Source organism: Streptomyces sp. NPDC127092 (assembly GCF_042722475.1).
Taxonomy (GTDB): domain Bacteria; phylum Actinomycetota; class Actinomycetes; order Streptomycetales; family Streptomycetaceae; genus Streptomyces.
This window is the reverse complement of sequence record NZ_JBHXFE010000069.1, coordinates 1-25819: the sequence shown is the minus strand read 5'-3', so window position 1 is coordinate 25819 and position 25819 is coordinate 1. Positions and strand designations below refer to the sequence as shown.

Genomic DNA, 25819 nt, shown 5'->3' with positions numbered 1-25819 from the left:
GTCCCGCGCCCCCGAGGCGCGGACCCCGGCCCCGGAGGCGCCCGGCCACTGGCGTCCCTGGCGTTTCCGCATGTCGAACGACGTGTGGGGCACCCCGGTCGTCGACGGCGACCTGCTGTACGTCACCTCGTTCGAGGTGCACGCCCTGGACACGGCGAGCGGCCGGCGCCAGTTCAAGACCCGTGACGTGGCCTGGTCGATGGCGGTGGCCGGCGGCCGTATCCACGCCTCCGACGGGCCGACCCTGTACGCGCTCGACGCGCTCGACGGCAGCGAGCGCTGGCGGCTGCACACGGACGCCTGGGTGTACTCCCTTCAGGTGGACCGGGGCACCGTCGTCACCGGCACCCGCGGCGGCGGCGTCCAGGCGTGGGAGGCCTCCAACGGCGCCAAGCTGTGGGAGATCACCGGCGCCCAGACCGATTTCGAGACGGTCGAGGGCGGGCCCGCCGTGCACGGCGACACCGTCTACGTGTGGCGCGACGCCCGGCTGCTCGCGCTCGACGCCCGTACGGGAGCCGAGCGCTGGTCGTACCCGATCGGCGACGCCGCCTCCTGCGCCCAGGTGCCGGTGCGGGTCGCCCCGGCCGAGGACGGCTGCGTGTACGTCGCGGCCGGGACGCGCGTGCTGTCCGTGGACATCGCGAGCGGGCACGTGCGCTGGCACTTCGAGGCGCCGGCGGTGTTCCTGTCGCCGCCCGCGTTCGCCCCGGGACCGGCGGTCACGGGCGGCGGGGTGTACCTGGCCGACCACCTCGGCACGGTGTACGCGCTCGACGCGACGACCGGCAAGGACCGCTGGCGGATCGCGACCGAGCCGCGGCAGTCGACCGAGCCGGTGCTGATCGCCGCGGGCAACATCCACGTCGGCAGCGGCAGCGCGCTGTACACCCTCGACGCGGTCACCGGCACCCCGAAGTGGCGGTTCGCGGCGGGCGGCGAGCTGATCGGCACCCCGGTGGTCGCCGACGGCCGGGTGCACTTCGGCTCCGCCGACCACGTGCTCTACACGCTGGACGCGAGCGGCGGGCAGCTGCGCTGGAAGCTGGCGACCGGCGGCGAGATCACCGGCTCGCCGGTGGCCAGGAACGGCGTCGTGTACGCGTGCAGCAAGGACCGGTGCGTGTACGCGCTCGACGCGGTGAAGGGGACGGCGACGAACCGGGGCGCGTAAGGCCTAGGCGTAAGGCCTTGGCGTAAGGCCTCGGCGGCCGGGCGAAGAGGTCGTGTCCGGGGCTGTCACAGGTGTCGTACCTGGGGCTGTCACGTCCGGCGATCCGGGGGCGGCGGCGTGTCGTCGCGCCCGGGGTCCCACCGGGGCGCGCCGGAGGACGGCGGCGGTGCGCCCTCGCGTGGCGGTGCCGACTCGGGTGGCGGTGACACGGGCGGCCGGCCGTGGTCCGTCCGGGTCGGCTGCTCGTCCGGCGGCGCCGCGTACGGGTGCTCGGGCGGGTACGGGTGCTCGGGCGCGTACGGCTGCTCGGGCGCGTACGGCCGGTGGTCGGGCGACGGCTCGTCGAGCGTCGGACGGCTCGGCCGCTGGGGCCCGTCCACGCGGGTGGCGTGCGGCCGCGGGCGCCCGGACATCACCACCGCGCCGACGAGCAGCAGCACGCCGCCGCCCAGCGCGTTGGCGACGCCGTCGCCGAGGCCCCCGCCGCCGGAGTCGACGGTCAGGCTGCCCTCGGCCTGTCCGACCCGCACCATCCACAGGATCGTGAAGCCGAGGACGACGACGCCGGCGAGGGCGACCAGCCAGCGGCTGCGGAAGACGACGCCGGCCAGCGTGAGGAGGGCGGCGAAGAGGAAGGGCAGCAGGATCGAGGCGATCGCGTCGGCCTTGGCGTCCGTGATGCCCGTGAACAGGTCCTCGATCGGATAGTCACGCCCGTGACGGCCGTCGTACCAGGCACGGAAGGGGCTCCAGACGGCGGCCGTCGCTCCGGCGAGCGCCAGGACCGAGCCGACGATGTTGCGGATCACCGTTCGGCCTCCTTCGGTCGGGCTCTCGCTGTCGACGCTACGCCGGGTGCCGGGGCCCCGCCAGGCGACGGGGGCACCCGGCGCTAGGGTGACGCGCACACGCCGAAACGGCACGAGGACGAACGGGGGGAGCGGCGATGGTCCGCACGAGGTTGAAGCTGGCGGCGACGCTCACGGTGGTCGTGCTCGCGCTGACGGGCTTCCAGACGAGCAGCAGCGGCGGCCACGGCGGTGGCAAGAGCAAGAGCGGGAAGAGCAGGAGCAGCAGCAGCGGTGGCGGTGGCGGCTGCTCCAGTTCCGAGAAGAAGAACGACGACTACGACAACGCCTCCGGCGGTTCGGGCAGCTCCGGCACCTCGGGCGACCCCACGTACACACCGGCGCCGACCACGGGCCCGGCGGACCTCGAAGTGGAGGTCTTCCAGTGCGTGCGGCCCGCCGAGAAGAAGCGCAAGGGCAAGCCGGCCCGCGCGGCCGACACCACCGCGTCGATCCGGGTCACGCCGGGGTACGACGTGTCCGGTACCTACCGCGTCGTCCTGGAGTTCGAGCGCGGCGACGGCTCGCCGGTCGACCTGGGGGAGATCGTGATCGGCGTGGCGTCCCCGAGTCCCAAGATCTACGACGTCCCGATGAAGCACCCGGAGACCGTCGCACAGGTGAAGAGGTGCACCCTGCGGGAGGTGGTCCGGCTCTCGGAGTCGACGCCGACCCCCACGGCGAGCGCCTCCTGAGGCGCCTGGCAAGAGAGGGCCCCGGAGTCCAGTAGGGTGTCGTGCGCCTGTCAACGCTCTTCATGGACGGGCACCGTCACTCTGCCTGTGCACTCGCACACACTCTCAACGGGGGTTGAAGCGTGAAGCTTCGTCATGTCCGTGCCATCGCCGTCTTCGGTATCGCCCTGGTCGCCCTCACCGGCGCCCGCGGCTCCCACGGCGGCAGCTGCGGCGGCAGCCACGGTTCCAGCAACAACTCCAGCAGCTCCGGCAGCTCCAGCAGCGGCTCCGACAGCAACTCCAGCAGCTCCTCCGGCAGCGTCAGCGGTGTCGGCGGCTCGTCGAAGGACCGCGCCTCGCGTGACGTCAAGATCGACGAGTGCGCGCTGAGCGCGGACGGCAAGAACCTGGTCGCCAAGCTGACCATCACCAACAGCGACTCCTCGGCGTACCTCTACGACGTCACCATGCAGTTCAAGGGCGACGCCGGCAAGACCGTCGACCTCGCGCTGGCGCAGGTCAGCGACCTGCGGGTCGAGGGCGGCGCGTCCAAGTCCACCGAGGCGACCACCCCGTACACCGGCTCCGGCAACGGCTCCGAGTACACCCGCTGCGAGGTCTCCTTCGCCGACCGCACCATCGGCTGACGAGCCGTACGCGCACGGCGACGCGGCTTCGGCCCGGCAGCGCCGCCTCAGCGCAGCCGGAAGCCCTCGCTCCCGGCCCCGCGCCCGGCCCCGGCCCCGGCCCCGCCGGCCCCGCCCCCGCCCCGCGCTGCGAACAGCTCCGCCTGCCGGTCCGCCGGCAGGTTGCCGAGCGTCACCAGGTGCGGCGCGTGGGCGAGGGCCTGGGCGCGGGCGGCCTCCTTGGCCGACCACAGGGCCCGCACCGTGCCCTGCACCCCGCCGGTCGGGTACGCGGCGATGACGGCGGCGGCGCGGACGGCGGCGTCCAGCGCCTCCCCCGCCGGGGTCAATTCGCTGACCAGGCCCGTCTCGTACGCGCGGCGCGCCGAGATCCGCTCCGCGGTGCCCATCAGGGCCATCCGGGCGACCTCCCCGAAGGGCATCTTCTGTGCCATGTGGATGGTCTCGAAGGCGCTGACCATGCCGTAGGTGGTGTGCGGGTCGAAGAACTCGGCGCCCTCGCCCGCGATCAGGAACTCGGCCTCGCCGAGCAGGTAGAACGCCCCGCCGCAGGCCATGCCCTCGACCGCGGCGATGACGGGTTTCCACAGGTCGTTGGCCTTGGGGCCGATGGCGACGAGCGGGTCGTCGATCGCGTAGGGCGAGGAGGGCTGGGGCACGCGTCCGGCGTCGTCCCGGTCGATGCCGGTGCAGAACGCGCGCCCGCCGGCGCCGGTGACGACGACGGCCCTGACCTCGTCCTCGTACCGCAGCCGCCGCCAGGTCTCGCCGAGCTCGCGGGCCATGTCGAGGGTGATCGCGTTGTGCTTGCGGGCCCGGTCGAGGGTGACGACGGCGATCCCGCGTTCCTTGTCGCGTTCCAGCGAGATGCCGGTGCCGTCGGGCGTGCTCATCCGCGCTCCAGGATCCAGCGGGGCACGGTGACGCCGTCGATCTCGGTGAAGACGGCCTTCACGGCGGCGCCGATGCGCAGCCGGGCGGGGTCGACGGAGTTCAGGGGCGCGTCGGGCGCGCTGACGACGTTGCCGGCGAGGCGGACGCGCGGGGCGTCGGCGAGTTCGACGAGGACCGCGTTGTACGGGGCCTGGGCGGCGTAGTCGGGCAGGAGCGGCGGGTGGGGCAGGACGAAGGACCAGATCCGGCCGCGCCCGGACATGAGCCGCCACTCGCTGTCGAAGGACTGGCAGTGCGGGCAGCAGGGGCGGGGCGGGAAGCGGAGTTCGCCGCAGCCGTCGGCCGCGCAGGCCTGGATCCGGAGTTCGCCCCGGGCGGCGTACTCCCAGAAGGGGGCGCCGTCCTCGTCGATGACGGGTGTGAGCATCTCAACTCCTGAGCAGGATCGCGGATGTGGGGACGCCCTCGCCGGCGGTGACGAGGCAGGTGCTCGCGTCCGGGACCTGGGCGGTGGAGGTGCCGCGGAGCTGCTTCACGCCCTCGTTGATGAGGTTGAAGCCGTGGACGTACGCCTCGGAGAGCCCGCCGCCGCCGGTGTTGAGCGGCAGCCGGCCGCCGATCTCCAGCGCGCCGCCTTCGGTGAAGGCGCCGCCTTCGCCCCTCCCGCAGAAGCCGTAGCCCTCCAGGGAGAGCGGGACGAGCGGGGTGAAGGCGTCGTAGATCTGGGCGACGTCGACGTCCGCGGGCCCGAAGTCGGCCTGCTTCCACAGGTGGCGGGCGGCGGTCCAGGCGGGGCCGGAGAGCGGGTCGTCGTTCCAGTAGTTGACCATGCCGTGGTGCTGGGCGGGCAGGCCCTGGGCGGCGGAGTGGACGTAGACGGGCTTTCGCCGGCAGTCGCGGGCGCGCTCGGCGGAGACGATCACGCAGGCCAGGGCGCCGTCCGTCTCCAGGCAGTTGTCGTAGAGGCAGAGGGGTTCGCTGATCCAGCGGGAGGTCATGTACATCTCGCGGGTCAGCGGTCGCTCGTACATGATCGCGTCCGGGTTCTGGTTGGCCCGGTTGCGGCAGGCCAGGGCGACGTTGAAGAGGTGGTCGCGGGTGGCGCCGTACTCGTGCATGTAGCGGCGGGCGAGTATGCCGATCTCGTCGGCGGGCCGCAGCAGCCCGAAGGGCCGGGTCCACTGTCCGGGCGTGGGCAGCTGGACGGCGGTGTTCTTCCAGGGCCGGGGCCCGCTGCCGCGCTTGCGTGAGCGCCAGGCGACGCCGACGCTCGCCTGCCCGGTGGCGACGGCGGCGGCGAGGTGGGCGACGGTGGCGCAGGAGCCGCCGCCGCCGTACCCGACCTTGGAGAAGAAGGTGACGTCGCCGGCGCCGATCGCCTTGGCGACCTCGACCTCGTCGGTCTCCTCCATCGTGTACGAGGCGAAGGCGTCGACCTCGGCGGGCGCGATGCCGGCGTCGTCGAGGGCGGCGAGGATCGCCCGGCAGGCGAGGGTCTTCTCGGACTCGGGGAGGCGTTTGGCGAAGGCGGTCTGGCCTATGCCGACGATGGCTGTGCGGTCCTTGAGCACGGCAACCCCCTCGGTGTCGTCGTTGCTGACAGCGCGTCAGGCTACAGCTAATCTGACGGATAGTCAGCTACGGGAGGGTGGACGGCGATGGAGTACGGCTCGATACCGGAGTTGGTGCGCGGGGCGGCCGAGCGGTACGGGCCGCGCGAGGCGGTCGTCGAGGGACGCACCCGCGTCTCGTACGCCGAACTCGGAGCCCGCGTCGAACGGGCGGCGGCCGCGTGCCTCGCGGCGGGCGTACGCGCGGGGGACCGGGTCGCGGTCTGGGCGCCCAACACGCTCGACTGGATCGTCTCGGCGCTCGGCGCGGTCACGGCGGGCGCGGTCCTGGTCCCGCTGAACACCCGCTTCAAGGGCACGGAGGCGGCGGACGTGCTGGCCCGCTCGCGGGCCCGGCTGCTGTTCGTCACGGGCACCTTCCTGGGCACCTCGTACGTGGCCTCCCTGCGGCGCGCGGAGGTGGAACTCCCCGAGCTGGAGCGGGTGGTGGTCTTCAGTGACACGGTGCCGGACGATCCGGCGTACACCACCTGGAAGTCCTTCCTCGCGGAGGGCGACGGCGTGACGCCCGAGGAGGTGCGGGCGCGGGCCGCCGCCGTCGCGCCGTCGTCCCCCTCGGACATCGTCTACACCTCGGGCACGACGGGCCGTCCGAAGGGCGCCGTCATCACCCACGGGCAGACCCTGCGCTGCTACGAGGTGTGGAGCGAGCTGGCGGGGCTCGGTGAGGGTGACCGCTACCTGATCGTGAACCCCTTCTTCCACACCTTCGGCTACAAGGCGGGGATCATCGCCTGTCTGCTCCGCGGGGCGGTGATGGTCCCGCAGCCCGTCTTCAACGTGGACACGGTCCTGGCGAACATCGCGGCGGAGCGGATCTCGGTCCTGCCCGGCCCGCCGACCCTCCACCAGTCGCTCCTCGACCACCCGAACCGCGCCGCCCACGACCTCTCCACCCTCCGCCTGGTCGTCACCGGCGCGGCGGTCGTCCCGCTCCGGCTCGTCGAACGCCTCCGCGCGGAACTCGGCGTCGCCACCGTCCTCACGGCGTACGGCCTCTCCGAGGCGAGCGGCATCGTGACGATGTGCCGGCGCGGGGACCCGGCGGAGGTGATCGCGACGACGTCGGGCCGGGCGATCCCCGGAACCGAGGTCCGCCTCTCGGAGACGGGCGAGGTGCTGGTGCGCGGCTTCCACGTGATGCGCGGCTACTTCGAGGACGAGGAGGCGACGGCGGCGGCGGTCGACGGGGACGGCTGGCTGCACACGGGTGACGTGGGCGTCCTGGACGAGGCGGGAAACCTCCGCATCACGGGCCGGATCAAGGACATGTTCATCGTCGGCGGCTTCAATGCCTACCCGGCGGAGATCGAACAGCTCCTGGGCCTCCACCCCGACATCGCCGACGTCGCCGTCATCGGCATCCCGGACCAGAGGCTCGGCGAGGTCGGCAAGGCCTTCGCGGTACGGCGCCCGGGGGCCCGGGTGACGGCGGACGACCTGATCGCGTGGTCGCGCCGCGAGATGGCGAACTACAAGGTCCCGAGGGAGGTCGAGTTCGTCACGGAGCTGCCGAGGAACGCGAGCGGGAAGGTGGTGAAGGGGGAGCTGCGGGCGCAACGCGCGCGACGCGCGCAGTGAGCGCGGGTTGCTCAGGAGGCTGCGGGCTCCGGGCCGGTGGGCTCCGGGTGGGTGGGTTCGGGGCCCGTGGGTTCGGGGCCCGTGAGGTCGGGGGACGTGAGGTCGGGGGACGTCTGCCGCTCCACCACGCCGAACCAGTGCCAGCAGCCGAGCACCAGCGCGGACGTCAGCCACACGACGCCCAGCCAGGGGTAGGCGGCGTCTCCGGCGCAGTCCGCCAGGTCCGCCTCTCCGGCCGCGTGCATGCGGTGGCACAGGCTCGGCGTCCCCACGACGGTCTGTACCGGCCACGCCAGGGCCATCGTCGCCACCAGCCCGCCGACGGCTCCGAACCCGGCCGCCGCGACGCCCCGCGCGCCCCGGCTGCCGGGTTCGTACCGCACGGGCCGGTAGAAGGTGGCGATCTGCAGCGCCAGCGTCACCCCGAGTGCGAAGCTCAGCCAGTCGTAGCGCCCCTCGCCCAGTGACAGCGTGATCACCGCGGCGAGGGAGGCCGACCACAGCGCGGCCTGGTCGACGACTCCCCTGCTCTCCTGCTCCATGGTCCGGAGGCTAGGAGCGGGCCGGTGCCGGTCCGCCGGAAAGCGGACGGACGTCGCCCGATGGTGTGGAAGAGGCGTACGCCCCGGCGCACGGCGGCAGCACGCCAAAGGGCCCGGACCGGTGTCGCCGGTCCGGGCCCTCCCCCCTTTGCGCGCGCGTGGCGTGCCTCGCCCCGCACGGCCGGCGGTCCCCACCACCTGCCGTACCGGACAGGATCGATCATCAGCCAGGTCGAACGCGGGTGCGAGCCACGTTGGCTGAATCCGTCAGGTCGCGCGCGGCGGAGTGCGACAGAGGGGCCGGGCTGCTGCCCGGCCCCTCTTCATCGGCTCCGTACGAAGCGTGCGGGCCGTGCCCCAGGTTTCCCCCCGGTCCCCTCGGGCGTCCCCCGAGCCCCCGCTCCGTACGGCTCCCGCTCGGCCCCGGCGACTCCCCCGATGGCGTCTCCGGAACCGTCCCCGTGGCATGTGGCCTTAGTTGAGCGGCTCGGACGTGGCGTGCATGTCCATGGTGGTGATCTCGCCGGTGCCGGTGCCCGTGACCTTCTTGGTGATGGCGTCGATCGCCGGCTCGGACGTGGCGTGCATGTCCTTCGTGGTGATCTCACCCTCGGTGCCGCCGGTGGCGTGCATGTCCTGGGGCTTCACGACCGGGTCCTGCTCGATCGGGTTGCTCATCTCGTCAACTCCTGCGTCTCTTTGGGTGGGATCCGGCGTGGTCCGCCCGGCCGCTCCCCCGTGACCAGCCGGACGGACCCCGCATGGCCGCTCACCCTAGTTGCCCGAGTGACGGCTGTGTCGATGACCCGTCTGCCCCCCGACGCGACGGATCGACAAGAAGAAGCGTGCCGTACGGCGATAAACGAACGATGAACGTGCAGGCCGTGACGGAAGGGCGGGCCCTCCCGTCACGCGGCCGCCGTGGGGGCCAGCAGCCTGCGGACCTCGGCCGCCTCCGGTGCGTCGAGGGACTCGTAGATGTCCAGTGCCTCCTGCCAGCAGACTTGGGCACGTCCCGACTGGCCGATGCCGTGGAGGGCCCGCCCGAGAACGGTCAGCACGTTGCCGCGGCGCCACTCGCCGCCGATCCCGCGGAGGACCGTGAGCGCCATCTCGGCGTTGGACGCGGCCTGCGCGTGACGCCGCGCCGCGATGTCCACCTCCGAGAGGCGGAACAGGGTCATGCCCTCCCACAGCCGCTGCCGGCTGTCCCGGAAGACCTCCAGCGCCTCGCGCAGCCGCTCGACGGCGGTACCGAGCTGTGCGGCCTCGGTGAGCGCGAGACCCAGTGCGTACCGGCCGTTGGCGCCGCGCAGCGAGTGCCCCATCGAGTCGTAGATACGGGTCCCCTCCTCGGCGAGGGCGATCGCCTGCGCGGTGCGTCCCATGGCGAGCTGGATGCGGGACAGGTTGCACAGGGCGCTTGCCTCGCCGGGCCGGTCGCCGATGTCGCGGAAGCGCTCGATGGCGTGGGCGAGGTGCACCTCGCCCTCCTCGAAGCGGCTCTGGTAGAGCGCGATGATGCCCCGGGCGTTCGCCGACCAGCAGGCCGGCAGCGGGTCGCCGGCCTGTTCCGCGAAGGGAAGGGCCAGTTCGGCGTCCCGGTCGGCCTCCGTGAACCTGCCGGCGGTGTGGTGGACGCCGGCGAGTGCCATGAGGGCACGGCCCTCGGCCCGCGCGTCGCCCTGGTCGTGCGCGGCGTCGCGGACGAAGGAACCGACGGCCTCGAACTCCTTGGCGTTGGCCCCGGACTCGCCGAGGTCGAGGGCCGCCCACAGCAGGTCCACCGCGCGCCGCAGGGTGTGCGGGGCCGTCGCGGACTGGCGGACGCAGGCCAGGAGGCAGTTGGCCTCGGCGTAGAGCCAGTCCTGGGCCGCGTGGCGGTCGGTGAAGCCGAGGCCCTCGTAGCTCGTGGGCTCCAGGTGGTCGACCAGGCGGTCCCCCGGCCGCTCGATCGCGTACACCTGTGCCGCCGTCGCCAGGTAGAAGTCCAGCAGCCGCGACAGCGCCAGCTCCCGTTCCACCGGCGGGTGTTCGTCGCGTTCCGCGCACGCACGCGCGTAGAGGCGGACCAGGTCGTGGTAGCGGTAGCGGCCGGGGGCCGCGGACTCCACGAGGGAGGTGTCGACCAGGGCCTCCAGGAGGTCCTCGGTCTCCCACTCCGGGAGGTCCAGGACCGCCGCGGCCGCCGCCAGCGAGATGTCCGGGCCGTCGGCGAGGCCCAGGAGGCGGAAGGCGCGGGCCTGGGCCGGCTCCAGCTGGCCGTAGCCGAGTTCGAAGGTGGCCTTGACGGCCAGGTCGCCGGCCTGCAGCTCGTCCAGCCGGCGCCGCTCGTCCGCGAGCTTCGCCGCGAGCACCGAGACCGTCCAGGTGCGCCGCGCCGCGAGGCGCGACGCGGCGATGCGGATCGCGAGGGGCAGGAAACCGCAGGCCGCGACCACGTCGAGGGCCGCCTCCCGCTCCGCCCGCACCCGCTCCTCGCCCACGATCCGGGTGAAGAGCTCCAGCGCCTCCTCGGGCGACATGACGTCCAGGTCCACCAGATGCGCGCCCGCCAGGTCGACCATGCGGATCCGGCTGGTCACGAGCGCCGCGCAGCCCGCCGTGCCGGGCAGCAGCGGACGGATCTGCGCGGCGTCGCGCGCGTTGTCGAGCAGGACCAGGACCCGGCGGCCGTCGAGCGTCGAGCGGTAGAGCGCCGCCCGCTCGTCGAGCGAGTCCGGGATCGCCGAGTCGGGCGTGCCGAGGGCGCGCAGGAACGCGCCGAGCACGGCCTCCGGGGCCGCCGACCGTGCTCCGGCCCCCTGGAGGTCGACGTACAGCTGCCCGTCCGGGAAGTGCGGCCGGGCCTCGTGGGCGACGTGCACGGCGAGCGTCGTCTTGCCGACGCCGCCGATGCCGGCGAGCGCGGACACGGCCATGACCGAGCCCTCGGCGGACGCGAGCCGGGCGCCCAGTTCCCGTACGAACGCGGCGCGGCCCGTGAAGTCCGGGACCGTGGCGGGCAGCTGGGCGGGCCGCGCGACGGGCGTGGCGGCCGGGGCCGACTCCTCCACGGGCCGGGCCAGTTCGGCGTCGGCCTGCAGGATGCGCTGCTGGAGCCGGGAGAGTTCCGGGTTGGGGTCGACGCCCAGTTCGTCGGCGAGCAGCCGCCGGGTGTCGGCGTAGACGGCGAGGGCCTCGGCCTGCCGGCCGGAGCGGTAGAGGGCGAGCATGAGGAGTTCCCGCAGGCGCTCGCGCAGCGGGTGGGCGGCGGTCAGCGCGGTGAGCTCCGAGACCGCCTCGGCGTGCGCACCGACCTCCAGGTCGAGGTCGAGCCGGCTCTCCAGGAGCTGGAGCCGCCACTCCTCCAGGCGGGTGCGCTGGGTCTCGGCGTACGGGCCGGGGACGGAGGCGAGCGCCTCGCCGTCCCACAGGCCGAGCGCCTCGTTCAGCCGGTCGCGGGCGGCGCCGCGGCGCCCGGCCGCGCGCAGCTTCTCCGCCTCGGCGGCGAGGTCGTGGGCCCGGGTGAGGTCGAGGGCGGTGGTGCGCAGGGCGTAGCCGCCGGACTCGCTGACGAGGACGCCCGGGTCGAGCGCCTTGCGCAGCCGGGAGGCGTACGTACGGACGGCGGCGAGCGCCTGCGAGGGCGGGTCCTCGCCCCAGATGGCGTCGATCAGCTCGGAGGCGGTGGCGGTGCGCCCGTCCCGCAGGAGCAGGGCGGCGAGCAGGGCGCGCTGCTGCGGCGACCCGGTGGGCAGCGGCGTGCCGCCCCGGGCGGCCCGCACGGGCCCGAGCACGGCGAAGCTGAGCCCGTCACCGGTGGCCTCCGCGCCGGCCGCGGCAGGCCCGCCGTCCGACGCTGCGACGCCGGGCTTGCCGGCCGCCCCGGTCACGCCGGGCTTGCCGGCCGCTCCGCCCGCCCCGGTCTCCTCGGGTGCGCCGGAGCGCGGGTCGTCGGCAGGCCTGGTGCCGGTCCTGGCGGAACCCGGTGCCGGAGTCCGCTGTTCCGGAACGCGCGGCCCGTTCTCACGGTCCATATGTCCCCCTGCCCGTACAGCTGGTTTCGCCCGAGACAGTCTGCCTTGTCCGGAGGGGGTGCGTCAGCATCGGGTCGGCCGATCCGGACGGGTGCGGACCGGTCGTGCGGCGTTCCTCCCGTACCAGTTAGCTGACGGATCGTCAGATCGGCGCTACCGTGAAGCGCATGGAGAGCTTCCCCAAGATCATCTCGGTGGACGACCACACCGTGGAGCCCCCGCACGTCTGGCAGGACCGGCTCCCGTCCCGTTACCGCGACACCGGCCCCCGGATCGTCCGCGCCCCGCTGAAGGAAATGACCTTTCTGGGGGGAAAGTTCGCCCCCGTGATGGGTGCCAAAGGGGACCAAGGGCCCATCGGCGACTGGTGGGTCTACGAGGACCTGCACCGGCCCCTCACCCGGCTCGACACCGCCGTCGGCTACGACCGCGACGAGATACGGCTCGAGGTCATCACCTACGAGCAGATGCGCCCGGGCTCGTACAGCGTCCCCGACCGCCTCGCCGACATGGACGTCAACCACGTCCAGTCCGCGCTCTGCTTCCCCACCTTCCCCCGCTTCTGTGGACAGACCTTCACCGAAGCCCCCGATCGTGAACTCGGTCTCCTCTGCGTCCGCGCCTACAACGACTGGATGGTCGAGGAGTGGTGCGGCCCCGAGGCGCAGGGCCGGCTGATCCCGCTCATCCTGATCCCGCTCTGGGACCCGGAGCTCGCCGCCGCCGAGGTGCGCCGCAACGCCGCACGCGGCGTCCGCGCCGTCGCCTTCTCCGAGATCCCGCCGCACCTGGGGCTGCCCTCGATCCACACCGACCACTGGGATCCGTTCCTGCGGGCCTGCGACGAGACCGGCACCGTCGTCGCCATGCACATCGGCTCGTCCAGCCGGATGCCGTCCACGTCCGCCGACGCGCCGCCCGCGGTCGGCTCCACCATCACCTTCGCCAACTGCTGCTTCTCGATGGTCGACTGGCTGATGAGCGGCAAGTTCGAGCGCTTCCCGAACCTGCGGATCATGTACGCCGAGGGCCAGATCGGGTGGATCCCCTACGTCCTGGAGCGCGCCGACGTGGTGTGGGAGGAGAACCGCGGCTGGGGCGGGGTGGCGGAGAAGGTGCTGCGACCGCCGTCGGAGCTGTTCGCCGAGCACGTCTACGGCTGCTTCTTCGACGACGCCTTCGGGCTGCGCAACCTCGACGCCATCGGGGTGGGCAACGTGCTGTACGAGACGGACTACCCGCACTCGGACTCCACCTGGCCCAAGTCGAGGGAGGTCGGCGAGGCCCAGATGGGCCACCTGGCGCCGGACGTCGTCGAGCGGATCGTCCGCGGCAACGCGATCGACCTGCTCGGCCTGACCCCGGACGGCCTCTGGCGACCGTGACCGGGGCTCGACGGAGGACCCCGCTTGTGGTGTGGGGCCCTCGGCGGGCGGTTCGGACGGCCGCCAGGGCGTGCCGGAGCGCCGTGAGCACCTGAGTCGTCGTCCGCAGACAGAACTGATGGAACGTCAGGTAACGAGAGGGGAGTCCCATGGTCGTCTACGGGATCCAGCTGCCCGTCCAGTCCCAGAGCACCCTCTACGCCGAGCCCTGGGAACCCGCCGCCGGCCCCGCCGACCTGCTCGCGGTCGCCCGGGCCGCCGACGCCCACGGCTTCGACTACGTCGCGTGCTGCGACCACGTCGCCATCCCGCGCCGGCTGGCGGGGGCGATGAGCACCGTCTGGTACGACCCGGTGGCCACGCTCGCCTACCTCGCCGCGGCCACCGAGCGGGTCCGGCTGCTCTCCCACGTCGCCGTCGTGGGGCTGCGCCACCCGCTCGTCACCGCCAAGGCGTACGCGACGCTCGACCACCTCTCCGGGGGCCGGCTGGTCCTCGGGGTCGGGGCCGGGCACGTCCAGGAGGAGTTCGAGGCGGTCGGGGCGGACTTCGCCGGGCGCGGCGGCGTGCTCGACGAGACCATCGACGCGCTGCGGGCGGCGCTGGGGCCCGAGGAGTTCCCGGAGCACGACGGCCCGCGCTTCTCCTTCCGGGACCTCGGCCAGCGGCCCCGGCCCGCGCAGGCGCGCGTGCCCGTCTGGGTCGGCGGCTCCTCGCCCGCCGCCGTGCGCCGGGCCGCCCTCAAGGGGGACGGCTGGCTGCCGCAGGGCGACCCGCGCGGCCGGCTCGCCGAGCAGATCGGCACGCTGCGGCGGCTGCGCGAGGAGGCCGGGATCGAGGCGCCGCTCACGGTCGGCGCCATCACCGAGGCGCTGTACGTGGGCGAGCCCGGCTGGGACACCGGCCGGCGCACCCTGAGCGGCAAGCCGCAGGTGCTCGCCGAATCCCTGCGGGCCTACGGCGAGATGGGCGTGCACCAGATCCAGGTGCGGTTCCGCTCCCGGAGCCGCACCGAACTCACCGACCAGATGGCGGCGTTCGCGACGGAGGTCGCCCCCCACCTGAACTGAGGAGCCGGATTCATGGGCAAGCTGGACGGGCGTGTCGTCGTCGTCACGGGCGCGGCGCGCGGGCAGGGCGAACAGGAGGCGCGGCTCTTCGCCGCCGAGGGGGCGAGGGTCGTCCTCGGGGACGTGCTCGACGAGCAGGGCGAGGCGCTTGCCAAGGAGCTGGGGGAGGAGCGTGCGACGTACGTCCGCCTCGACGTGACCAGGGAGGAGGACTGGTCGGGCGCCGTGGCCGTCGCGAAGGACCGCTTCGGCCGCATCGACGGCCTGGTGAACAACGCGGGCATCCTGCGCTTCAACGAGCTGGTGTCCACGCCCCTGGACGAGTTCCAGGCGATCGTGCAGGTCAACCAGGTGGGCTGCTTCCTGGGGATCCGTGCGATCGCGCCCGAGATCGAGGCGGCCGGCGGCGGCACGATCGTCAACACCGCCTCGTACACCGGCGTGACCGGGATGGCCGGGGTCGGCGCCTACGCCGCCACCAAGCACGCCGTGCTCGGGCTCACCCGGGTCGCGGCCGTGGAGCTGGCGGCGAAGGGCATCCGCGTCAACGCGGTCTGCCCGGGCGCGATCGACACCGCGATGAGCAATCCGGAGGGCGTGGACCCGGCGGCCACCGCCGAGCTGTACCGGAACCTGGTGCCGCTGGGGCGGATCGGCCGCCCGGAGGAGGTGGCGGCCCTCGCGCTCTTCCTGACGGCCGAGGACTCCTCGTACATCACCGGCCAGCCGTTCGTGATCGACGGCGGATGGCTCGCCGGCGTCAAGCTCTTCTGACTCCTCCGGACCTCCTCCGGAACCCTGCCGCCGAGCATGTCTGACGTTCCATCAGGTATTGACAGGCCGGGGCGCATCAAAGAATCTGACGATACGTCAGAAACTCACGAGGACGGTGAACTTCCTTGGAATTCGGGATCTTCGTACAGGGATACGTCGGCAAGCGTGCCGAGACCGATCCCGAAGCCGAGCACAAGGCCCTCATGGAGGAGACCGAGTACGTCATCCAGGCGGACAGGTCCGGGTTCAAGTACGCCTGGGCCTCCGAGCACCACTTCCTGGAGGAGTACTCGCACCTCTCCGCCAACGACGTCTACCTCGGTTACCTCGCCCACGCCACCGAGCGCATCCACCTCGGCTCCGGCATCTTCAACCCGCTCGCCCAGGTCAACCACCCGGTGAAGGTCGCCGAGAAGGTCGCCATGCTCGACCACCTCTCGGGCGGACGATTCGAGTTCGGCTCCGGCCGGGGCGCCGGCTCCCACGAGATCCTCGGGTTCTTTCCGGGCATCACGGACATGAACCACACCAAGGAGATCTGGGAGGAGACGATCGCCGAGTTCCCCAAGATGTGGCTCCAGGAGGAGTACGAGGGGTTCCAGGGCAAGCACTGGTCGCTCCCGCCGCGCAAGGTCCTGCCCAAGCCGTACGGCAGGTCGCACCCGGCCATGTGGTACGCGGCGGGCTCCCCGTCCTCGTACGCGATGGCGGGGAAGAAGGGCCTCGGCGTCCTCGGCTTCAGCGTGCAGAAGGTCTCCGACATGGAGTGGGTCGTCGAGTCGTACAAGACCGCGGTCAAGGAGGCCAGGGCGGTCGGCGACTTCGTCAACGACAACGTCATGGTGACCTCCACGGCGATCTGCGCCGAGACCCACGACAAGGCCGTCGAGATCGCCGTCGGCGGCGGCCTCAACTACCTCCAGTCGCTGCTCTTCCGCTACCACGACACCTTCCCGCGCCCCGAGGGCGTCCCGGAGTGGCCCGAGCTGCTTCCCGAGTACTCCGCCGAGATCATCGAACTCCTCATCCAGGAGGAGCTGATGATCTGCGGCGACCCGAGCGAGGTCCTGGCCCAGTGCAAGCGCTGGGAACAGGCGGGCGCCGACCAGCTGTCCTTCGGCCTGCCGATCGGCATCTCCTACGAGGACACGATGAACACGATCAAGCTGATCGGCGAGCACGTGATCCCGGAGATCGACACGGACCCCGTCCACCGCACCACCCGCTTCCGGCAGTCGGCCGGCAACTGACGGGCCCCACCCAGCGCGGGGCGGTGTCTTCCCGGACCGCCGCCCCGTACCGGCCCCGGCCGGAGGCCGTTCCGCGGCGGCCCCGGTCCGGGGCACACCCGTGTCCAGGTGCAGAAAGGGAACGCCATGCTCGATCACCTCATCAAGGGCGCCACCGTCGTGGACGGCACCGGCGCCCCCGCCTTCACCGCCGACGTCGGGATACGGGACGGGCGGATCGCCGTCATCACGGGGGCGGGGACGGCCGGCGAGGAGGCCCGCACCGAGGAGGACGCCTCCGGCCTCGTCCTCGCGCCCGGCTTCGTCGACCCGCACACCCACTACGACGCCCAGCTCTTCTGGGACCCGTACGCCACGCCCTCCATGAACCACGGCGTCACCACCGTCGCCGGCGGCAACTGCGGCTTCACCCTCGCCCCGCTCCACCCCGGCCGGCCCGCCGACGCCGACTACACGCGCCGCATGATGTCCAAGGTCGAGGGCATGGCCCTCGCCGCGCTGGAAGAGGGCGTCGACTGGACCTGGTCCTCCTTCGCCGAGTACCTGGACGCCCTCGAAGGGCGGATCGCCGTCAACGCCGGGTTCATGGTCGGGCACTGCGCCCTGCGGCGGTACGTCATGGGCGCCGACGCCGTCGGCGGACAGCCGACCGCCGAGCAGCTGCGGCAGATGGTCGACCTGCTCAAGCAGTCCATGGACGCCGGCGCCTGGGGCCTGTCCACCACCCAGTCCTCCACCCACTCCGACGGCGACGGCGCCCCCGTCGCCTCCCGCCACGCGCGGCCCGCCGAACTGATCGCCCTGTCCAGGGCGGTCGGCGAGCACGAGGGCACCCAGCTGGAGGCCATCGTGGCCGGCTGCCTCGACCAGTTCTCGGACGCCGAGATCGACCTCTTCGTCGAGATGAGCGCCGCCGCCGGCCGGCCCCTCAACTGGAACGTCCTCACCATCGACGCCACCGTCCCCGAGCGCGTCCCGCGCCAGCTCCTCGCCTCCGAGCGGGCCCGCAAGTCCGGCGGCCGGATCGTCGCCCTCACCATGCCGATCCTCACGCCCATGAACATGTCGCTCGGCACCTTCTGCGCCCTCAACCTCATCCCGGGCTGGGGCGAGATCCTCTCCCTCCCGGTCCCCGAGCGGATCGCCAGGCTCCGCGACCCGGAGGTCCGCGCCGCGATGCTGCGCCGCGCCGACTCCAAGGAGGCCGGCGTCTTCCGGCGCCTGACGAACTTCGGCCGGTACGTCATCGGCGACACGTACTCCCGGGAGAACGACGGCCTCACCGGGCGCGTCGTACGGGACATCGCCGCCGCACGCGGGCAGGACCCGTTCCAGTGCCTCGTCGAGATCTGCGCCAACGACGACCTGCGCACCGTCCTGTGGCCCATGCCCACCGACAACGACCCCGCCTCCTGGGCCCTGCGCGCGGAGACCTGGCAGCACGAGGACGTGCTGCTCGGCGGCTCCGACGCGGGCGCCCACCTGGACCGGATGTGCGGGGCCCCGTACACCACCCGCTTCCTCGGCGACTGCCTGCGCGGCCGGAAGCTGGTGCCCCTGGAGCAGGCCGTGAAGATGCTGAGCGACGACCCGGCCCGGCTCTTCGGGCTGCGCGAGCGGGGCCGGATCGCCGTGGGCCACCACGCCGACCTCGTCCTCTTCGACCCCGAGCGGATCGACGCGGGCCCGGCGACCCTCGTCCACGACCTGCCGGGCGACAGCCCGCGCCTGGACTCGCGCGCGACCGGGATCGTGTCCGTGCGGGTCAACGGCGTGGAGACGGTACGGGACGACGAGGTGACGGGCGCGATCCCGGGGCGCGTCCTGCGCTCGGGCCGTGACACGAGGACGGTGAGCACGCGATGACGGACACGGGGACCGGCGGGATCACGGAGCGCCTCTATATAGGGGGAGAGTGGGTCGAGCCCGACGGCGGCCACTACGAGGTGATCAACCCCGCCACCGAGGAGGTCGTCGGGCTCGCTCCCGAGGCCTCGCGCGCCCAGGTGTACGCGGCGGCCGAGGCGGCCCGCGAGGCGTTCGCCGGCTGGTCCCGTACGAAACCGGAGGAGCGGGCGGCGATCCTGGACCGGGCCGCGGACCTCATGGCCCGGGACGCCGGGGCGAACACGCTGCTCGCGCGCGCCGAGACCGGCGCCACCACCGCCACCGCCCGCGGCATGCAGGTGGCCGTGGGCGCCGCCCGCTTCCGGCGGTACGCGCGCGGCGCCCTGGAGCCGGTCGAGCAGGCGCTGCCGCCGCAGATCAACGAGGCGGGCCCGATGGGGAAGGCCGGGGTCTTCGGGGCGGTGGCGGTACGGCGCCCGGTGGGCGTGGTCACCTGCATCACCTCGTACAACAACCCCTGGGCCAATCCGGCCGGGAAGATCGCCCCGGCGCTCGCCATGGGCAACACGGTCGTGGTGAAGCCGGCCCCGCAGGACCCGCTGTCGGTGTTCGCGATGACCCGCGCCCTGGCGGAGGCGGGCGTCCCGGCCGGCGTGGTCAACGTCGTCACCGGGTCGGCGCCCGCCGTGGGCGAGGCGGCCGTGGACTCGCCGGCGGTCGACATGGTCTCCTTCACCGGCTCCACGGCCGTCGGCCAGGCGATCGGCGAGGTGTGCGGGCGGCAGCTGAAGCGGCAGCTCATGGAGCTGGGCGGCAAGGGCGCGGCGCTGGTCTTCGACGACCTGGACGACGACGGGCTCGCCGCCGCCGTGACGGGCATCGGGACGACCTTCTCCTTCTACAGCGGGCAGATCTGCACGGCCCCGACCCGGGTGCTCGCCCAGCGCGGGATCTACGAGCGGCTGCTCGCGAAGCTGACCGGCTACCTCGGCCACCTCACGGTCGGCGACCCGGCGGCGCCCGGCACGGTCGTCGGCCCCGTGATCTCGGCGGCGCACCGCGACCGCGTCGAGTCGTACGTCGAGCTGGGCAGGAAGGAGGGCGCGCGGGTGGTCGCGGGCGGCGAGCGGCCGGCCGGACCGGGGCTCGACCGCGGTTTCTACGTGGCGCCGACCCTGCTCGCGGACTGCACCAACGACATGCGAGTGGTGCGCGAGGAGATCTTCGGCCCGGTGGTCGTGGTGGTGCCCTTCGACGACGAGGAGGAGGGCGTCGCGCTCGCGAACGACAGCGACTACGGGCTGATCGACTACGTGTGGTCCGGGGACGTGGCCCGCGCATTCCGTGTCGCGGCGCGGCTGAGGGCCGGCGGGGTCGGGATCAACACCGTCGGCCGGAACATGGAGGCGCCGTTCGGCGGCTTCAAGAAGAGCGGTGTCGGCAGGGACGTCGGCTCGTACGCGCTCCAGGCGTACAGCGAGCTGCAGGCGGTCGTCTGGCCGGGCTGAGCCCGGCGGGAAGCCGGGGCGGACCCGCCCCGCGAGACGAGGTGACGAGCTCCTCGAAAATTCCTCGGGAAATTTTGGAAACGGACATTTGGGGCGCAGCTGCGGTTCCCGCATATCGGACACCCGGCGACGGGCCTACCGGTTGGTCGGTCCGTCGCGGTAGTCGATCTTTCAATCATTGGCGGGCGTCCGATTCGACCCGCGCAATGCAAGGCAAAGATCGACCGGGCGACCGGAGTTCGATCTTCCGGATGTGGAAACCGCAGCACTTAACGTCCTGTTCATGACTCAGGTGGATGTGCGGCCCCAGGCCGGAGACACGGTAAGGGGCGTCGCCGCGGGCGACAGCCACGGTGTACGTACCAAGGGCCTCGGCGGAAACTCCGTGGGCCTGCTCGGCAGTGCCGTCATCGGCATCTCCACTGTCGCCCCCGTCTACTGCCTGACCTCCACACTCGGCTCCACGGCCGGCGAGGTCGGCCTGCAGATGCCCGCCGTCTTCCTCGCCGGCTTCCTGCCGATGCTGCTGGTCGCGTTCGCGTACCGCGAGCTCAACAAGGCCATGCCGGACTGCGGCACCTCCTTCACCTGGACGGTGAAGGCCTTCGGCCCGAAGCTCGGCTGGATGTGCGGCTGGGGCCTGGTGATCGCCACGATCATCGTGCTCTCCAACCTGGCCGGCGTCGCCACCTCGTACTTCTGGCTCCTCGCCGGAGAGGTCACCGGCGATCCGTCGATCGCCGCCCTGGACGACAACAAGGCCGTCCACATCCTCACCTGCCTCACCCTGATCGCCGTCGCCACCGCGATCAGCTACCGCGGCATGACCGCCACCAAGGGCGTGCAGTACGCCCTCGTCGGCCTCCAGCTCGTCGTCCTCGCCGTGTTCGTCGCGATGGCACTGTCGAAGGCCGGCTCCTTCGAGACCTCGGTCGACTTCTCCTGGTCCTGGATGAACCCCTTCGCGGTGCAGTCCTTCGCCGCGTTCACCGCCGGACTCTCCCTGTCGATCTTCATGTACTGGGGCTGGGACGCCTGCATGGCGACCAACGAGGAGACCACCGGCAGCCAGAAGACCCCCGGCCGCGCCGCGCTGATCGCCATGGTCGTCCTGGTCGGCTCCTACCTGGCCACCGGCATCGCCGCCCAGATGGCCGTCGGCTCCGGCGACAAGGGCCTCGGCCTCGCCAACCCGGAGACCTCCGACAACGTCTTCGCCGCCCTCGCCGGCCCCGTCATGGGCCCGGCCCTCGGCATCCTGCTCTTCGTCGCCGTCCTGGCCTCGGCCGCCGCGAGCCTCCAGACCACCTTCATCCCGGTGGCCCGCACGGTCCTCGCCATGGCCACCTACGAGGCCCTGCCGAAGTCCTTCACCAAGGTCCACCCGGTCTTCAAGACCCCGGGCAAGGCCACCGTCGTGGCCGGTGTCGCCACGGGTGCCTTCTACACCGTGATGACCCTGCTCAGCGAGAACGTCCTGGTCGACACGATCTACGCGCTCGGCCTGATGATCTGCTTCTACTACGCCCTGACGGCCTTCGCCTGCGTCTGGTACTTCCGCGCCGAGCTCTTCCGCTCCGGCCGCGACCTGGCCTACAAGGGCCTCATGCCGCTCCTCGGCGGCCTGATGCTGACCGCCGTCTTCGGCAAGACGCTCTACGACATGTGGGACCCGGCCTACGGCTCCGGCTCCGCGGTCCTCGGCGTCGGGTCGGTGTTCGTGATCGGCGTCGGCCTGCTGCTGCTCGGCGTGGTGATCATGCTGGTGATGCGCGCCAAGAGCCCCGCGTTCTTCCGCGGCGAGGTGCTCACCAAGGAGACCCCGTCACTGGTCGTGGAGGACTGACCGACCGTCCGGTGATGGACAGCGGCGAGGCGGCGGGCCCGTGGGGGGTCCCGCCGCCTCGTCTTTTCCGCGCTCGCGCGCCCGGGCTCCGTCAGTGCTGACCGGGAAGCAGCCCCTCCACCATCTTGTTGGCGGCCGGCATCTGGTCCGCCGAGGCGGGCTTCGGCTTCGGCGCCAGCACGCCGCTCAGCGGCACCACCGAGGGCAGGTTCGCGCCCGCGGTGTCGGCGGCGGCGCTGCCGGCGGCGGCGAGGCCACCGGTCACGGCGAAGGAGGTCAGGGCGACTGCGGTGAGGATCTTCTTCATGACGCGTGAACGCCGCCCCGGGCGCCGGGGTTACGCGCACCGTCCCTACGATGCGCCCATGCCTTCTCCCACGAACGACTGGACGCTGCGCCCGGGCCGGGCCGAGGACGTGGAGGTCGTCGCCGAGCTGCGGGCCGAGGTCATGCGCCCGGACCTGGAACGCCTCGGCCGCTACGACGAACACCGGGTGCGCCGGCGGGTACGCGAGGGCTTCTCGACCGCGTACACCTCGGTCATCGAGGTCGACGGCGCCTTCGCGGGCTCCGTCACCCTCCGCCCGCACGAGGACGCCGAAGGCCTCTGCCTGGAGCACTTCTACCTGGCCCCGGCCCTGCAGGGTCGCGGCCTCGGCGGCGCCGTGCTGCGCACCCTCCTGGAGCGCGCCGACGCCCAGTCGGCCCCGGTCCGCCTCCAGGTCCTCCAGGGCAGCGCGGCCCGCCGCCTCTACGAGCGGGCCGGGTTCACGGTCGAGTCGGAGGACCCGGTGGACGTGTGGATGGTGCGGGAGCCGGCCCCCCAGGCCGGCTGACCGCCGATCTCCTCCCCCCTCGGGCAAGCGCCTCCGCCCGGCCCTACGCCTCTGCCGTCTCCTCCGCCGTCCCTGCCGTCTCCTCCGTCTCCGCCTCCGCCGGCTCCGCGATCAGGGCCGCCCACGTACGGCATCGGCTGCCTCGGCCTCTTCGCCGGGGTCGTGGCCGTCGGCGCGTTCCTCGGCTGGGTGTTCGTCGGGGGTGCCTTCGAGGACGAGCCGGAGCTGCCGGACGGCCCGTACTTCGGAACCTCGCCCCTGGTGGAGGACCCGGGGCCCGACCTCTCCTTCCTGGGCTGGATCTCGGCGCTCGCCCTGTGCGTCGCCGCCCTGGTCGTCGCCGTCCTCGTACGCCGCAAGGCCGCCTTCGCCCACCTGACCCGGGGCCGGCACCTGGCCGAGGAACTGTGGTCGCACGGCTGGTACTGCCACCGCTGCGGCACCGTCCACTTCGCCGGCGTACCCGGCGAGGACACCGCCCCGCTCACCCTCCAGCGCTTCCGCGAACGGGTGTGGGAGCGAGGCGGCTACGGCGACCTCGCGGCCCGCCAGCGGGCGGTGGGTTAGACAAGGCGTTGCCGCCCCGCGTCCGTACAACCTTTCGGAGTCTCATGAGTCTTGTCCGTGCGACACGAGTCATGAGTGGAGGGCGCGGATGCGTCGGACAGGACGATGGGCCCGGGCGGCCGGGGTGATGTGCGGGGCGGCCGTGGTGGCCGCGACGCTGGTGGCACCGGCTGCCGCGACGACGAAGGCGCACGCTCCGGCGGCCGGTCCGGCCGCCCCGGCGCCCGTCCCGGCACCGCGCAAGGCCCTCCTGAGCACCGGTGAGACGGCCGAGCTCGACCGCGGCAAGCTGCGGGTGAGCGGCCGGGACGGCGCGCCGTCCGGACCGTACGCCTTCGCCGGGATCCGAGGCGCGACCGAGGTGACCCCGACGGGCCGGCGCACTCCGCAGGCGACCACCCGCCTCGGCACGGCCGACGCCGGAACCGCCGCGTCCGGACCGGCAGCGCGCGCCGCCACGACGACCACCGCGACCACGGCGAACCAGCGGGTGAAGATCGACCTGATCAACACCTACCACTGGGGCGGCCTCATCCACGTCTGGAACCGCACCACCTGGCAGTGGTACGACGTGCAAGAGGAGCAGTGGGACGACTTCGGCACCGTCTACCTGCCGGCCGGCGAGTACGTGGTGGTCGGCCTGTGGAGCAACTGGCAGCAGCCGACCCACCTGCTCGCGAAGACGTTCACGGTGGGCAGCGCGCCGCTCACCGTGACGCTCGACGCGAACGCGTCGAAGCCCACCCGGATCGCCGTCGACGACCCGAGCGCCGTCCGCGCCGCCTCGTCCGTGTGGATGTCGATGCCCAACGGCGACATAGCCGGTTTCGCCGGAGGGCGCGACGCCGTCTACGTGACCCCCATCGCGCTGCCCGGCGTCAGCCTCAAGGTGCACGAGGTGCTCGGCCGCAAGGGCTCCACCCCCAACCGGCCGAGCCCTTACCGCTACGACGTGGTCCACACGTTCCCGAACGGCGTGCCGACCACTCCCGTGGCCTCGGTCCGCACCGCGGACCTGGCGAAGACCCGGACGACCGTGCGTGCCTCGGGTGCCGGGATCAGCGCGTGGTACGGGGTCGCCGCGATGCTCGGCGACGATTCGGGCGTGTACAGCCCGAGCGCGGTCCCGGCGCCCGGCACCTTCACCCATTACCTGACGCCCGGCCGCACCTACCACCGTTTCGTCCAGCAGGGCGACTTCGATGACCAACTTCCGGCCCTGAGCCCGCCCTCGGGTGAGTCGCCGGCGGAGACCTTCGGTCCGGCGCCGCTCACCGTCGCCGGAGGATCGCGGTGGAACCGGGGCACCTTCCTCCTGGACGAGACCTCGCTCGTCGGCTCCGACGGCGCGGCGGGCAAGGACTACAACGCCACGCACACCTACCGCGTCACCGCCGAAGGCCAGGAGCTGGGTCGCTCCGGGCCGTTGCCCTTCAGTGAGCGCTACTCCCTGCCGGTGAACTCGTACGCCACGTACGGCATCCACCACGTCGTCAGCCGCGCGCACCACTCCACCCGGCTGTCCCCGCGCATCGAGACCGACTGGCTCGTCAGCGGCAGCACGCTGAGCTCGTACGGCAGCAGCGCGCTCCCGGTGATCGACGCGCGCCTCGACGTGCCCGGTCTCGACCTGCGCAACCGCGCGGCGGCGGGCCCCGTCGCCGTCCGTGTGTCCCTGGCGAACCGCGTCCCCGCATACGCTGCCACGCTCACCTCCGTCGAGTACTCCTTCGACGACGGCGGGACGTGGCAGACCGCCCCGCTCGCCGCCGAGGGGGCCACCGGAACCGCCACGGTCGACGTGCCGGCCACGGCCGGCTTCGTGTCGCTCCGGATCAGCGGCACGGACGCTTCGGGAGGCTCGGTCACCCAGACCGTCACCCGTGCCTTCGGCGGCCCCGGCACGCAGACCGCGCTGAAGGCCGGCTCGATCTCGGTGAGCGGTGCAGTCGTCAACGACGCCAAGCCGATCACTCCGACGCTGACCGGCGAGGAGACCTACACGGCCCGCTTCACCGTCGACGCGCCCGGCGGTCTGGGCGCGGCCGGGCTGCACTTCTTCCACGGCCCGTACACGAACCCGGACGGGCTGCTGTCCGTCTTCCCCGGCCGGTGCACGAAGCGCGCGACCGGCACCGTCCACGACTGCGTGGCCGAGTTCCACATGAACGCGGCCACCTACATCGGCCTCAACAAGCTCGCCGGCACCTGGTCGATCGCCGCCTGGGCCCACTCGGCCGACGGGGCGAGCGTCTACCAGGGCCCGGTGGCCGGCCAGGTGAGCTTCAAGCGGGCCTCCACGTTCGCCCTGAACTCCGTCGCGCCGCAGCCGGTCTCCCGCGGCGGCACGCTCACCGTCACCGGCCGGCTGACCGGTGCCCCGTGGGAGTACGGTGCGGCGACCGCCCTCGCGGGCCAGCAGGTCCAGCTGCGGTTCAAGATGTATGGCGCCAACACCACCTGGTCCGTGGTCGCCACCGGCGTGACCGACGCCAACGGCGCCGTCACGATCAAGCGCACCGCCTGGAACGACGGACACTGGCGCCTGGTGTACCCCGGCTCGGCCGCCGCACCGTGGGCGGGCTCGGCGTGGGACTGGGTCGACGTCCGCTGACGCGGACCGCACGACGGGCAGGGGGGGGGGGGGGGGAAGGGGGGACATGGGGTGGGGACCATCCGTCCCCCAAGGAGGAGCCGGGGGGGGGGAGGTCCAAGCACCCCG

General features: G+C 72.8%; 22 protein-coding genes. 14 read left to right on the top strand and 8 right to left on the bottom strand.

Annotated elements, in window-relative coordinates; all coding sequences use genetic code 11:
* Window positions 1-1174: PQQ-binding-like beta-propeller repeat protein (locus tag ACFWJO_RS35735; RefSeq protein ID WP_386872087.1), on the top strand; the 1174-nt coding region annotated here is incomplete at its 5' end.
* Between the two features lie 89 nt (window positions 1175-1263).
* On the opposite strand, the gene ACFWJO_RS35730 is transcribed toward ACFWJO_RS35735, so the two are convergent.
* Window positions 1264-1983: a hypothetical protein gene (locus ACFWJO_RS35730; RefSeq protein ID WP_386872086.1), complete on the bottom strand. Its 720-nt coding sequence runs from the start codon at window positions 1981-1983 to the stop codon at window positions 1264-1266.
* 137 nt (window positions 1984-2120) lie between these two features.
* On the opposite strand from ACFWJO_RS35730, the gene ACFWJO_RS35725 reads away from it, so the two are divergent.
* Window positions 2121-2717 (top strand): hypothetical protein, encoded by a 597-nt coding sequence (locus ACFWJO_RS35725; RefSeq protein ID WP_386872084.1) that lies wholly within the window; start codon window positions 2121-2123, stop codon window positions 2715-2717.
* A gap of 122 nt (window positions 2718-2839) precedes the next feature.
* Window positions 2840-3346 carry a hypothetical protein gene (locus tag ACFWJO_RS35720; protein ID WP_386872082.1) on the top strand — a complete coding sequence of 169 codons (507 nt, stop codon included), beginning with the start codon at window positions 2840-2842 and terminating at the stop codon, window positions 3344-3346.
* Window positions 3347-3393: 47 nt separating this feature from the next.
* Here the strand turns inward: ACFWJO_RS35720 and ACFWJO_RS35715 are convergent, their stop codons facing one another.
* From ACFWJO_RS35715 to ACFWJO_RS35705, 3 genes are read right to left on the bottom strand one after another with little or no spacing between them, the layout of a single operon-like run.
* Window positions 3394-4239: an enoyl-CoA hydratase/isomerase family protein gene (locus ACFWJO_RS35715; protein ID WP_386872080.1), complete on the bottom strand. Its 846-nt coding sequence runs from the start codon at window positions 4237-4239 to the stop codon at window positions 3394-3396.
* Window positions 4236-4667, bottom strand: coding sequence for a Zn-ribbon domain-containing OB-fold protein (locus ACFWJO_RS35710; RefSeq protein WP_384421754.1), 432 nt, complete (start codon window positions 4665-4667; stop codon window positions 4236-4238). The genes ACFWJO_RS35715 and ACFWJO_RS35710 overlap by 4 nt, the downstream gene beginning before the upstream one ends.
* Window position 4668: 1 nt before the next feature.
* Window positions 4669-5811 carry a lipid-transfer protein gene (locus tag ACFWJO_RS35705; RefSeq protein ID WP_386872078.1) on the bottom strand — a complete coding sequence of 381 codons (1143 nt, stop codon included), beginning with the start codon at window positions 5809-5811 and terminating at the stop codon, window positions 4669-4671.
* Between the two features lie 87 nt (window positions 5812-5898).
* Between ACFWJO_RS35705 and ACFWJO_RS35700 the strand changes: the two genes are divergently transcribed.
* On the top strand, window positions 5899-7452 hold the full coding sequence (locus ACFWJO_RS35700; protein WP_386872076.1) for a FadD3 family acyl-CoA ligase: 1554 nt from the start codon (window positions 5899-5901) through the stop codon (window positions 7450-7452).
* Between the two features lie 11 nt (window positions 7453-7463).
* Here ACFWJO_RS35700 and ACFWJO_RS35695 read toward each other — a convergent pair whose 3' ends face one another.
* From ACFWJO_RS35695 to ACFWJO_RS35685, 3 genes are all read right to left on the bottom strand, one after another.
* Window positions 7464-7994, bottom strand: coding sequence for a hypothetical protein (locus ACFWJO_RS35695; RefSeq protein ID WP_386872074.1), 531 nt, complete (start codon window positions 7992-7994; stop codon window positions 7464-7466).
* 474 nt (window positions 7995-8468) lie between these two features.
* Window positions 8469-8672 (bottom strand): hypothetical protein, encoded by a 204-nt coding sequence (locus ACFWJO_RS35690; protein ID WP_386872072.1) that lies wholly within the window; start codon window positions 8670-8672, stop codon window positions 8469-8471.
* Window positions 8673-8902: 230 nt separating this feature from the next.
* Entirely contained in the window at window positions 8903-12013 is a 3111-nt protein-coding gene (locus ACFWJO_RS35685; RefSeq protein ID WP_386872070.1) for a BTAD domain-containing putative transcriptional regulator, read from the bottom strand.
* A gap of 167 nt (window positions 12014-12180) precedes the next feature.
* On the opposite strand from ACFWJO_RS35685, the gene ACFWJO_RS35680 reads away from it, so the two are divergent.
* From ACFWJO_RS35680 to ACFWJO_RS35650, 7 genes are all read left to right on the top strand, one after another.
* Window positions 12181-13398, top strand: coding sequence for an amidohydrolase family protein (locus tag ACFWJO_RS35680; protein WP_386872068.1), 1218 nt, complete (start codon window positions 12181-12183; stop codon window positions 13396-13398).
* Window positions 13399-13547: 149 nt separating this feature from the next.
* A complete protein-coding gene (locus ACFWJO_RS35675) occupies window positions 13548-14468 on the top strand; it encodes a TIGR03619 family F420-dependent LLM class oxidoreductase (RefSeq protein ID WP_386872067.1) in 921 nt (306 codons plus the stop codon).
* Window positions 14469-14480: 12 nt separating this feature from the next.
* Entirely contained in the window at window positions 14481-15242 is a 762-nt protein-coding gene (locus ACFWJO_RS35670; protein ID WP_386872065.1) for an SDR family NAD(P)-dependent oxidoreductase, read from the top strand.
* A gap of 125 nt (window positions 15243-15367) precedes the next feature.
* Window positions 15368-16492 (top strand): LLM class flavin-dependent oxidoreductase, encoded by a 1125-nt coding sequence (locus ACFWJO_RS35665; RefSeq protein ID WP_384421777.1) that lies wholly within the window; start codon window positions 15368-15370, stop codon window positions 16490-16492.
* A gap of 126 nt (window positions 16493-16618) precedes the next feature.
* Window positions 16619-18358: an amidohydrolase family protein gene (locus ACFWJO_RS35660; RefSeq protein ID WP_386872063.1), complete on the top strand. Its 1740-nt coding sequence runs from the start codon at window positions 16619-16621 to the stop codon at window positions 18356-18358.
* Window positions 18355-19848 (top strand): aldehyde dehydrogenase family protein, encoded by a 1494-nt coding sequence (locus tag ACFWJO_RS35655; RefSeq protein ID WP_386872062.1) that lies wholly within the window; start codon window positions 18355-18357, stop codon window positions 19846-19848. The genes ACFWJO_RS35660 and ACFWJO_RS35655 overlap by 4 nt, the downstream gene beginning before the upstream one ends.
* Window positions 19849-20131: 283 nt before the next feature.
* Window positions 20132-21694, top strand: a complete 1563-nt coding sequence (locus ACFWJO_RS35650; protein WP_386872060.1) for an APC family permease — start codon at window positions 20132-20134, stop codon at window positions 21692-21694.
* A 91-nt stretch (window positions 21695-21785) separates the two neighbouring features.
* Here ACFWJO_RS35650 and ACFWJO_RS35645 read toward each other — a convergent pair whose 3' ends face one another.
* Complete coding sequence (locus ACFWJO_RS35645; protein WP_386872058.1) at window positions 21786-22001, bottom strand: hypothetical protein; 216 nt, start codon at window positions 21999-22001, stop codon at window positions 21786-21788.
* A 58-nt stretch (window positions 22002-22059) separates the two neighbouring features.
* Here ACFWJO_RS35645 and ACFWJO_RS35640 point away from each other — a divergent pair, with 58 nt between their 5' ends.
* From ACFWJO_RS35640 to ACFWJO_RS35630, 3 genes are all read left to right on the top strand, one after another.
* On the top strand, window positions 22060-22530 hold the full coding sequence (locus ACFWJO_RS35640; RefSeq protein ID WP_386872056.1) for a GNAT family N-acetyltransferase: 471 nt from the start codon (window positions 22060-22062) through the stop codon (window positions 22528-22530).
* A gap of 162 nt (window positions 22531-22692) precedes the next feature.
* Entirely contained in the window at window positions 22693-23097 is a 405-nt protein-coding gene (locus tag ACFWJO_RS35635) for a hypothetical protein (protein WP_386872054.1), read from the top strand.
* An 88-nt stretch (window positions 23098-23185) separates the two neighbouring features.
* Window positions 23186-25711, top strand: coding sequence for a hypothetical protein (locus tag ACFWJO_RS35630; protein WP_386872052.1), 2526 nt, complete (start codon window positions 23186-23188; stop codon window positions 25709-25711).
* Window positions 25712-25819 lie beyond the last annotated feature (108 nt).

Coding starts and splice junctions, on each gene's coding strand:
- ACFWJO_RS35650 (WP_386872060.1), top strand. CDS start 20,132: ATGACTCAGGTGGATGTGCGGCCCCAGGCCGGAGACACGGTAAGGGGC.
- ACFWJO_RS35710 (WP_384421754.1), bottom strand. CDS start 4,667: ATGCTCACACCCGTCATCGACGAGGACGGCGCCCCCTTCTGGGAGTAC.
- ACFWJO_RS35695 (WP_386872074.1), bottom strand. CDS start 7,994: ATGGAGCAGGAGAGCAGGGGAGTCGTCGACCAGGCCGCGCTGTGGTCG.
- ACFWJO_RS35690 (WP_386872072.1), bottom strand. CDS start 8,672: ATGAGCAACCCGATCGAGCAGGACCCGGTCGTGAAGCCCCAGGACATG.
- ACFWJO_RS35670 (WP_386872065.1), top strand. CDS start 14,481: ATGGGCAAGCTGGACGGGCGTGTCGTCGTCGTCACGGGCGCGGCGCGC.
- ACFWJO_RS35645 (WP_386872058.1), bottom strand. CDS start 22,001: ATGAAGAAGATCCTCACCGCAGTCGCCCTGACCTCCTTCGCCGTGACC.
- ACFWJO_RS35715 (WP_386872080.1), bottom strand. CDS start 4,239: ATGAGCACGCCCGACGGCACCGGCATCTCGCTGGAACGCGACAAGGAA.
- ACFWJO_RS35680 (WP_386872068.1), top strand. CDS start 12,181: ATGGAGAGCTTCCCCAAGATCATCTCGGTGGACGACCACACCGTGGAG.
- ACFWJO_RS35725 (WP_386872084.1), top strand. CDS start 2,121: ATGGTCCGCACGAGGTTGAAGCTGGCGGCGACGCTCACGGTGGTCGTG.
- ACFWJO_RS35640 (WP_386872056.1), top strand. CDS start 22,060: ATGCCTTCTCCCACGAACGACTGGACGCTGCGCCCGGGCCGGGCCGAG.
- ACFWJO_RS35685 (WP_386872070.1), bottom strand. CDS start 12,013: ATGGACCGTGAGAACGGGCCGCGCGTTCCGGAACAGCGGACTCCGGCA.
- ACFWJO_RS35660 (WP_386872063.1), top strand. CDS start 16,619: ATGCTCGATCACCTCATCAAGGGCGCCACCGTCGTGGACGGCACCGGC.
- ACFWJO_RS35630 (WP_386872052.1), top strand. CDS start 23,186: ATGCGTCGGACAGGACGATGGGCCCGGGCGGCCGGGGTGATGTGCGGG.
- ACFWJO_RS35655 (WP_386872062.1), top strand. CDS start 18,355: ATGACGGACACGGGGACCGGCGGGATCACGGAGCGCCTCTATATAGGG.
- ACFWJO_RS35675 (WP_386872067.1), top strand. CDS start 13,548: ATGGTCGTCTACGGGATCCAGCTGCCCGTCCAGTCCCAGAGCACCCTC.
- ACFWJO_RS35700 (WP_386872076.1), top strand. CDS start 5,899: ATGGAGTACGGCTCGATACCGGAGTTGGTGCGCGGGGCGGCCGAGCGG.